This window comes from Halopseudomonas aestusnigri, assembly GCF_002197985.1.
GTDB lineage: Bacteria > Pseudomonadota > Gammaproteobacteria > Pseudomonadales > Pseudomonadaceae > Halopseudomonas > Halopseudomonas aestusnigri.
The window spans coordinates 67,474-76,655 of the sequence record NZ_NBYK01000007.1 but is presented as its reverse complement, the minus strand read 5'-3'; the positions used below and the strand labels follow the sequence as shown (position 1 = coordinate 76,655).

At 61.8% G+C, this 9,182-nt stretch carries 8 protein-coding genes; 2 read left to right on the top strand and 6 right to left on the bottom strand.

Going from position 1 to position 9,182, the window contains the following annotated elements; translation table 11 throughout:
* The 6 genes from B7O88_RS17980 to B7O88_RS11365 form a co-directional block, all read right to left on the bottom strand.
* On the bottom strand, positions 1 to 2,478 hold a 2,478-nt coding region (locus B7O88_RS17980), incomplete at its 3' end, for an Hpt domain-containing protein (protein WP_172409667.1).
* A gap of 2 nt (positions 2,479 to 2,480) precedes the next feature.
* The gene (locus B7O88_RS11385) at positions 2,481 to 3,365 is read right to left on the bottom strand and encodes a CheR family methyltransferase (RefSeq protein ID WP_412779072.1); all 885 of its coding nucleotides are present in this window, start codon (positions 3,363 to 3,365) and stop codon (positions 2,481 to 2,483) included.
* Between the two features lie 55 nt (positions 3,366 to 3,420).
* Positions 3,421 to 5,460, bottom strand: coding sequence for a methyl-accepting chemotaxis protein (locus B7O88_RS11380; protein WP_088276066.1), 2,040 nt, complete (start codon positions 5,458 to 5,460; stop codon positions 3,421 to 3,423).
* An 88-nt stretch (positions 5,461 to 5,548) separates the two neighbouring features.
* On the bottom strand, positions 5,549 to 6,085 hold the full coding sequence (locus B7O88_RS11375) for a chemotaxis protein CheW (protein ID WP_088276065.1): 537 nt from the start codon (positions 6,083 to 6,085) through the stop codon (positions 5,549 to 5,551).
* Positions 6,086 to 6,130: 45 nt separating this feature from the next.
* Positions 6,131 to 6,496, bottom strand: a complete 366-nt coding sequence (pilH, locus tag B7O88_RS11370) for a twitching motility response regulator PilH (RefSeq protein WP_088276064.1) — start codon at positions 6,494 to 6,496, stop codon at positions 6,131 to 6,133.
* Positions 6,497 to 6,533: 37 nt separating this feature from the next.
* Positions 6,534 to 6,947, bottom strand: a complete 414-nt coding sequence (locus B7O88_RS11365) for a response regulator (RefSeq protein ID WP_088276063.1) — start codon at positions 6,945 to 6,947, stop codon at positions 6,534 to 6,536.
* A gap of 226 nt (positions 6,948 to 7,173) precedes the next feature.
* Here B7O88_RS11365 and gshB point away from each other — a divergent pair, with 226 nt between their 5' ends.
* Together gshB and B7O88_RS11355 are read left to right on the top strand one after the other, a co-directional pair.
* A complete protein-coding gene (gene gshB / locus B7O88_RS11360; protein ID WP_088276061.1) occupies positions 7,174 to 8,127 on the top strand; it encodes a glutathione synthase in 954 nt (317 codons plus the stop codon).
* A 114-nt stretch (positions 8,128 to 8,241) separates the two neighbouring features.
* Complete coding sequence (locus tag B7O88_RS11355) at positions 8,242 to 9,138, top strand: energy transducer TonB (protein WP_088276151.1); 897 nt, start codon at positions 8,242 to 8,244, stop codon at positions 9,136 to 9,138.
* Positions 9,139 to 9,182 lie beyond the last annotated feature (44 nt).

The window sequence follows — 9,182 nt, the reverse complement described above, 5'->3', positions numbered from 1 at the left end:
GGCTTCGGCTTCGGCTTCGGCTTCGGCTTCGGCTTCGGCTTCGGCTTCGGCTTCGGCTTCGGCATTCAGTGTGTCTGCGGAGACCATCGGGTCAAGCGTTTCAGCCGCATCTTCACTGGCTATGCCGACATCGGCAGCCGGCGGGCCCGCGTCCGGCAACGCCTCACCCCGGGCCAGCGCCTCGGCCTGAGCCGTCAGCTGCACGACCTCCGGCAACGCCTGCTGCCGACCTGCAGCAAAGTCCTCTACCAGTCGCGGCATCAGTCCGCGAACGGCATTCACCACCTGGAAAAGGGCACCATCGGCTTCGATGCTGCGATCCAGCACGCGATTGAGCATGTTCTCTACGGCCCAGGCCAGCTCGGCCAGAACCCCTGCACGTACCATGCGGCCACTGCCCTTGAGCGTGTGGAAGGCACGCCGCACCTCGGCCAGCGCCTTGTCATCCTCAAGATCGGCCTGCCATTGGGGCGTATATTCGGCCAGGGTTTCCAGTACTTCCCCGGCCTCTTCGACGAAGATCTCTACCAGTTCTTCATCAAGCTCGTCTTCTTCCACCGCCGCCGGCGGCGGGCTGGGCGGCGCCACCGGTTGCAGTTCTGGCTCTGGCTCTGGCTCTGGCTCTGGCTCTGGCTCTGGCTCTGGCTCTGGCTCTGGCTCTACAGGCTGCATCTGCTCGACTGCCTCGGCAAGCGGTTCATCCGATATCGACAACTCGGATTCGGCCTCTTCCGCGTCCTCGACCGGCGCCGATTGCTCGGCGACCTCCTCTTCGGGCAGGTTCTGCGGGTGATAGCCCAACAGGCCAAGACGCTCCTCTGCCACATCCAAAATGCTGTCACCGCGACCGCTATCGTCCTCGGCCAGACGTTCGAGGTAGTAGTCGATGCTGGTGATGACGTCAGCCAACGCGTCCAGCGCGGGCCAGTCCGGTACCAGAGAACGGCCAATCAGCTGTTCGGTGATATAGCGACGGCAGGCCGCTATCGCCGCGGCTGCGCGGGCCAGCGGCACCATGGCCAGACCGCCACGCACGCTGGTAAGCAGCGCATCGACAGGGGCCAGCTGGCTGTGATCCCACTGATTGGCAATAAAGGCATTGATCGATTCGCGGGTTTCTTCCAGCGCGTTGCGAGCTTCCTGCACCACCAGTTGATGGACCAGCGCGATATCCTGCGCTGCAGCAAGCCCCTGCATATCGCTGTCGGCAGCACCGTCCTGATCGCCGCGGTCAACGCCCAGAATGCCCTGCAGACTGGCTTCCACGTAGAGCATGCCACCGGCGACATCCATCAGGGCTGCATCGGTGATCGCCGACTGGCCCGACGCCAGCCGCATGACCTGTTCGATCTGCTCGGTCAGCACCCGCCGCGGCTGGCCAAGCCCCAGCATCGCCAGAGTGTCGGCAATGCGCTTCATCACCGGCAGCATGCCTTCCAGAGCGGTCAGGTCACGACGATCACTGCGTACGAACAGATCGAGCTGATCCTTGACCTGCATAAGCTCTTCGCCCAGCGCCAGTGCGACCGACTGCATGGCCTCGCGATCCGGACCGACCAGCCGATCACCGGCACCGCGCTGCTCTTCGTTCCAGCTGCCCTTGAGCTGATAACGCTCCTTGAGGGCGTCCAGCCGGGGGCTGCCGTCGGCACTCTTGGCAACATAAAACAGCAGGTTGCGCAGCAACTCACGGGGTGGAGCGCTTTGCAGCGCCGTCGCACCCCGCGCCATCAACTGACGCAGCTCCTGATCAGCCTGGCGCAGCAATTGGCGCACCGCCGCGCTGTTGTCGATGCTGCCGATTTCCAGACCTTCGGCAACCCCGGCAAAAATCGACCAGAGCTGGGCATAGGGAGCATCCGCACACAGCGCCTCAAGACGCACAAACACATTGCGCAAATGCCGGCTATTCTGGGGCACATCCTGGCCACGGATCACATTGGCCTGCGCCATCTGCAGCGCCTGTCGCAGCTTGCGCAGCTGGCGCACACTGGCTTCATCACTCAAATCGGCGACAGCAGCACCGCGAGACGCGGAATCTGCACCGTCCAGCGCCGGACTGAAAACCGCATTCTCGGACAGCAGCTTGTCGCCACGGGCGGTGCGCATGTCGTTGAGCAGTGGCAGCAGTACCATCGGCAGGTCACGCCGAGCGCTCTGCACCCGATCCAGGTACGCCGGCATCTGCAGGATGGCCTGCATCAAGACTTCCAGTGCCTCGCCCTCGCGACTGGCCGAGCCATTCATCAGCGCCTGGGCAAGCTGTTCCATTTCCTCTGCGAGCAGGGCTGCGCCATAGAACTCGACCATCTGCAGCGTGCCATGAACCTGGTGGATATAGGTCAGGCAAAAGCGCAACCGGGTCGAGTCCTCGGGATTTTCGACAAAGGCTTCAAGCGCCTGACGCGCCTGATTCAGCGTTTCGGATATCTCGCCCTTGACCCAGTCAAGCGCGACATAATCATGCCGATCACCCATATTCACTCCAGACGTCCGTTGCTTTCCCGCCGCACATAGGCCTGCACCTGATCATCAGGCAAACGCTCGAGCAGCGGGTTGTTCCAGTCCACGATTTCACCCAGTCCGATAACCAGCATGCCACCTGGAGCCAGCCGTCTGGCGAGCAGGTTCAGCAGGTCGCGACGACGCCAGCGACGGAAGTAGATGAGCAGGTTCTGGCAGAAAATGATATCCAGGTCCTGAATCGGAGCCTGGGCCAGTTCAAGAATATTGACGCGGGCAAAACAGACACGATCGCGCAGGGCATAGGCCACTTCATAACGGTCGTTGGCCAGCGGCTGCAGCCACTCCCGACGCTCACGTTCGTTGAGTCCGCCCAGCCGGCCGCCCGGATACACGGCAGTACGCCCCTGCTCCAGCGCCTTGTGGCTGATATCGGTTGCCCAGATCCCGTAGCCGCCCGGATGACCACCTGCCCGGCGCAGGCTCTGCTCGACCATGATGGCCATCGAGTAGGCCTCTTCACCGCTGGCGCAGCCCACACTCCAGAGCTGCAGCGGGCGGTCTTTGTCGCGCCCCTTGAGCAGCAGGTCGAGGTGGCGCCCCACCGCTTCGAAGGACGGGCGATGGCGCATGAAGCTGGTTTCGCGCACGGTCAGACGCTCGATCAGTGCCGACCACTCGACGGCGCCAGCAGCGCCGTTGGTGACGTACTCGAAGTAGGTCTGATAGTCGGCCAGGTTGAGCTCGCGCATGCGCGCGCCCAGGCTGGTCTGCAGAAAGGTCTTGCGCTGGTCGCTGACGCACACGCCCGTGCGCGCCTCCAGCAGCGTTTGCCACTGACGAAACTGCTGCCCATCCATTTCCGGCAGCGGTTGCAACGACCAGTTTTGCGTTGTCTGCACGTTAGCCCCTCGTACCCAGCGTCCTCGGGTGGCACCGTGTGCCACCCGTATCAGCTTAGTCGCCCTGTTGCGGCAAGGTGAAACCATCGACCGACTGGCGCATTGCCTCGGCCAGTTTCGCCAACTCGCCAATGCTGCGTGCGGTCGCGGTCGTACCGGCAGAGGTCTGCGAGGTGATTTCCTGAATCACGTTCATGGTGTTGGAAATGTGACCAGCGGACGAGGCCTGCTGACGTGCAGCGTTGGAGATGTTCTGAATCAACGCCGCCAGACTGGTCGATACCTTTTCGATCTCTTCCAGGGCCACACCCGCGTCCTGAGCCAGGCGAGCACCACGCACCACCTCGGAGGTGGTCTGCTCCATCGAGATAACCGCTTCGTTGGTATCGGTCTGAATGGTCTTAACCAGCGCTTCGATCTGCTTGGTCGCACCGGAGGAGCGTTCTGCGAGGCGCTGAACTTCGTCCGCAACCACCGCGAAGCCTCGACCGGCGTCACCGGCCATGGAGGCCTGGATCGCTGCGTTAAGAGCCAGAATGTTGGTCTGGTCGGCAATATCGTTAATCAGGCTGACGATGTCACCAATCTCCTGGGACGACTCACCCAGACGCTTGATCCGCTTGGAGGTATCCTGAATCTGCTCGCGAATGGTATCCATGCCGACGATGGTGTTCTGCACCACCTCGTTACCCTTGTTGGCGATGGCTACCGAGCGCTCCGCTACCGCGGCCGACTCGGAGGCGTTGGCCGATACCTGGTCAATGGAGACCGCCATTTCGTTTACCGCCGCCGAGGCGCCGGCAATTTCCTGTGCCTGGTGCTCGGATGCTTCGGCCAGATGCATCGCTGTGCCCTGGGTTTCCTGCGCGGCGCGCTCTACCTGCTGGGCGGTATGGTTGATCGTGCCTACCAGCGCACGCAGCTGGTCGATGGACTCGTTGATGGAGTCGGCAATCGCGCCGGTAAAGTCTTCGGTTACCGTCGCCTGGGCCGTCAGGTCACCGTCGGCGAGATCGCCGATCTCGTCGAGCAGTCGCAGAATCGCGGCCTGGTCACGCTGGGTTTTTTCCAGCGTCTCGTCCAGACGCAAACGGGTGTCGCGGGTCAGCTGGATACCGATCAGCAGCAAACAGGTCAGCGCGATGGCGGCCAGCACATAACCGAGAATGGTGTTGGCAACGCGGCCATCGGCATTGGACTCAAAAGCCTGAGCCAGACTGGATGCATTCTCCAGCAGCGATTGCGAGTCGGTAAAGATGTCGTTGGCAGCCGTACGGACCTGGTACAGCTCCGGCGATGTCAGCAGGATCTGGTCAACCGAGTCGGATACGTAACGGAACAGCGACTGAATTTCCAGCAGTCGGCTGGCCGCGTCCGCATCAGCCACCTTGGTGATACCGATACTGGCGTTACCCTCGATCATGCCCTGCAGTACGCGCCCGAACAGGCTGGCGTCACGCCCGAAGCTGTCGGCCGCCATCACCGCGTCTTCGTCACCTTCCAGTACCCGGTTCACCGAACCAAGAATCCGCTCGGCCAGCAGTGACTGGCGCTGGGCAATAGCGACCTGATCGGCCGGCGCGTTGCTGGCGATGAGCACGTCTACCACATCTTCATACTCGACCTGCAGCTGCGGCACGGTATCGGACAGGGTTGCCGCAACCTCGTGCAGCGACAGAACCGTGCCCTGACTGGCGAGAATCGCGTCGGCATTGCGACGCACCTTGTCCCAGTCAGCCTGCAACTGGGCCTGCTGCTCGGCCATGCTGGCCGGCATCGGCGGCAAACCGGAGGCGGCGTCACCCTTGACCAGATAGTCCCAGCGTTGCTGGAAGTCGTTACGCGCGCTGAGCAACAGACCGAAGGCTTCCGGCGTACCGGTGGCAGCTTCGGTTGCCGACTTGGAGATCTGCTGGGACAGAACCCGCAGCTCGCCGGCGTGACCAATGTATTCGGTATCACGGGAGCTCTGCGTATTCAGGTACAGGAAGTTGGCGATCAGCAACACCAGCGACAGCAGCAGAATGGCACCCAGGCCAAGTACCGTCCGGTTGCTTCGCAAGGAAGACAGCGTCTGTGTATCAAGTATCTTCATTTTACTGGCCCCTACCTGGCCTACGGCTTTTTTCTGGCTAACATGCTCCGGCGCTACCGGCGCTCAGCACCGGTAGCGCCAATTCCGATCAGATGGCTACATCGAGAAAATCCTGATCACGTGCCAGTGCGCGAAAATTGAACACCAGCGCTTCACGCTCGCCCTGGTATCCCCCAACAACATAGGGCCGCACACGCGGCTCCAGCTCCGGCAGCTCGGTACTGAAGGTACTGACAGGCAGGTGCTGCATCCCCAGCACTTCATCCACCAGCAGACCGACAAACAGATCGTCACGATCCAGCACCAGCACCCGGCGCTGCTTGCGCCCGCCACTGGCAGCCACACCAAAGAAACGGCTCAGATCGATGATCGGTAACAGACGTCCACGCACGTTCGCCACGCCGCGAACCCAGGCCTTGACCCTGGGCAGCGCGGTGTAGCGAGGTTCGTGGAGAATTTCGGTGATTTCGCCCATTGCGGCCAGCATGACGTGACCGGCAAGGCGAAAGCCGACACCACTCCAGGTTTCGCTGACCTCATCCTGCGATGGAAGGCCGGCCGCCTGCAGGCGGCACTGGTCAGCGAGTTGCTGCAGCAGTTCAAAAGGATGTTGAGTGTCTGACATGCCGTCCCTGTTCTCATTCTTATCCGGCACAGATGGCGCCGGTAACTAGCTGCCGAGCACGGTTTTCAGCGTCTTGATCAGAGTGGACTCATCTACCGGCTTGGTCAGATAGTCCTTGGCGCCCTGCCGGGTACCCCAAACCTTGTCGGTTTCCTGATCCTTGGTAGTCACGATGATGACCGGAATATGATTGGTTTCGGGATCTTTGGTCAGTTGGCGCGTCGCCTGAAAACCGTTGAGCCCCGGCATGACGATATCCATCAGTACCGCGTCGGGCTTTTCCTGCCGGGCCAGCGCCACCCCATCGGCACCATTTTCGGCCTTGAGGACCTCGTAACCGTGTTTTTCCAGCATGCCGGTCAGCTTGTACAGCTCGGTCGGCGAATCATCTACTACCAAAATGCGAGCCATCAGACTCCCCCGGGTTATTCTTCGAATGAGTTAGTGCTCAAGCGCCAGCGGCGCCCGCAACATGACCGCCCTGCGGGACATGAGCGCGGATGGCTCCCAGCAGCTCTTCCTTGCTGAACGGTTTGGTCAGGTATTGATCGGAACCGACGATCCGGCCCTTGGCCTTGTCAAACAGACCGTCCTTGCTTGACAGCATGATCACCGGTGTCGCCCGGAAGGCACTGTTGTTCTTGATCAGGGCACAGGTCTGATAGCCGTCAAGGCGCGGCATCATGATGTCGACAAAGATGATGTCCGGGTGGTTGTCGGCAATCTTGGCCAGCGCGTCAAAGCCGTCAACCGCGGTGATTACATTACAGCCGACCTTCTTCAGCAGGGTCTCGGCCGTGCGTCTGATCGTCTTGCTGTCATCAATCACCATGACTTTGAGGCTTTCGAAATTTTCTTCCATAAGACCAGCCTTTGTTATTGATGGAGGGTCGATTCAGAAGGCTGCTGCGCGGCACCCCTCGACCAGCCAAATCCCTTTCCGCGTACTTTTAGCATAGATTCGGCGGTCAATCTATAAAGCAGAAGCGCCACCGAGACAACATTGCACTCCTGTCCGCACTGGCTGCGCAGACCGTCTGGCGCTACACTCGATTCCCTTCCGAAACAGCCAGGACAGCACACATTCTATGCGCATTCGCCTCGGTATCGTCATGGATCCCATCAGCGCGATCCAATACAAAAAGGACAGTTCTCTGGCCATGCTGCTGGCCGCCGCCGCCCGCGACTGGGAACTCCTCTACATGGAGCCTCAGGACCTCTACCTCGCCAACGGCAAGGCCATGGGCTGCCTTCGTCCGCTCCAGGTACACGCCAACCCGGATCACTGGTACGACCTGGGCGAACAGCAACAGGCCCCGCTGGACTCCCTTGACGTGATCCTGATGCGCAAGGATCCGCCATTCGACAACGAATTCCTTTACGCCACACATATCCTGGAAGCGGCGGAGCGCGACGGCGTACTGGTCGTCAATCGTCCAGCCAGTCTGCGCGACTGCAACGAGAAACTGTTTGCCACCCAGTTCCCGCAGTGTGCGCCGGATCACATCGTGACCCGACGCGCGGACATTCTCCGCGAATTCGCCACCCGGCACCGTGACGTTATTCTCAAACCGCTCGACGGAATGGGCGGCTCCATGATTTTCCGCATAAGGGAGGGCGACCCCAACCTTAGCGTCATCATTGAGACCCTGACCGTGCATGGCACCCAGCAGATCATGGCCCAGCGCTACCTGCCGGAGATCAAGGATGGCGACAAGCGTATCCTGATGATCAAGGGCGAGCCGGTACCCTACTGCCTCGCACGCATCCCCCAGCAGGGCGAAACCCGTGGCAACCTGGCCGCCGGCGGCCGTGGCGAGGCGCGTCCGCTGACCGAGCGCGACCGCTGGATCGCCGAGCAGGTCGGCCCTGCGCTGCGCGAACGCGGGCTGTTGTTTGTCGGCCTGGATGTCATCGGCGATTATCTCACCGAGATCAACGTGACCAGCCCGACCTGCATCCGAGAGATCGACGCCGCCTACGATACCGATATCGGCGGCCGTCTGATGGATGCCATCGAGGAACTGCTGCAGGCCCGCTGACCGCCCTCACGCCGCCGAACAGCAAGATTCGGCGGCGTGACGCAGCACATGGACTTTTGCGGCCACCGCGGGCAGACTTCACCGGACAGTGACAGCACCCAGCACATGGATCGCATGAACAACGCAGCACCGCCCCTTGCCAGCAACAGCCCGCCGACCGTCACCCCCCGTGACCGTCTCGGCTTCACCCTGTTTCTGGCTGCGGTCCTGCACGCTTTGGTCATCCTTGGCATTACTTTCGATATCCCGACCCCCAGCGAGCTGTCGAAAAGCCTCGAAATCACCCTGGCCACCCAGCAAAGCGAAGCGCCCCCCGAGGACGCCGACTACCTCGCCCAGATGAACCAGCAGGGCAGCGGTACACTGGAAGAAAAAGCTGCCCCCAGCACCACCGAGGAAGCCCCTTTCCAGGACAGCGAAATCAACCGGATAAGCCCGCCACCCCAGGTCAGCGCGCCGCCGCCCGCGCCGGTACAGCAGAAGACGGTGACGACTACCGCGCCGAGTCAGCAGCGGGTAACCACCGCACCGCCCAGCCCGAAACCGCTGCCGGCACCCGCAGCGCAACTGCGCTTCGACATGAATGATCTGTCACGCGAAATCGCCAGCCTGGAAGCCCAGCTCGCCGAGGAGCGACAGGCCTACGCCAGGCGGCCGCGCATCCTGCGCCTTAATGCCGCATCGACCATGCAGGACAAGGGGGCGTTCTACAAGGATGCCTGGCGGCGCAAGGTAGAGCAGGTCGGCAACCTCAACTATCCGGCGCAAGCCCGTGCCAACCGCATCTACGGCAGCCTGCGCCTGCTGGTACAGATCAACCGCGACGGTACCCTGCGCGACGTGCAGATCCTCGAATCATCCGGCGAGCAGGTGCTGGATCAGGCCGCCATGCGCATCGTGCGCCTGGCCGCACCCTTCATGCCCTTTACCGGCGACCTGATGGATATAGACGTGCTGGAGATCATTCGCACCTGGCGCTTCGAGCCGGGCGACCGGGTATCCAGCTTCTGACCGGAAAACCAGCGGCCAGACCGGTAATTCGGCCCTTGCCCTGC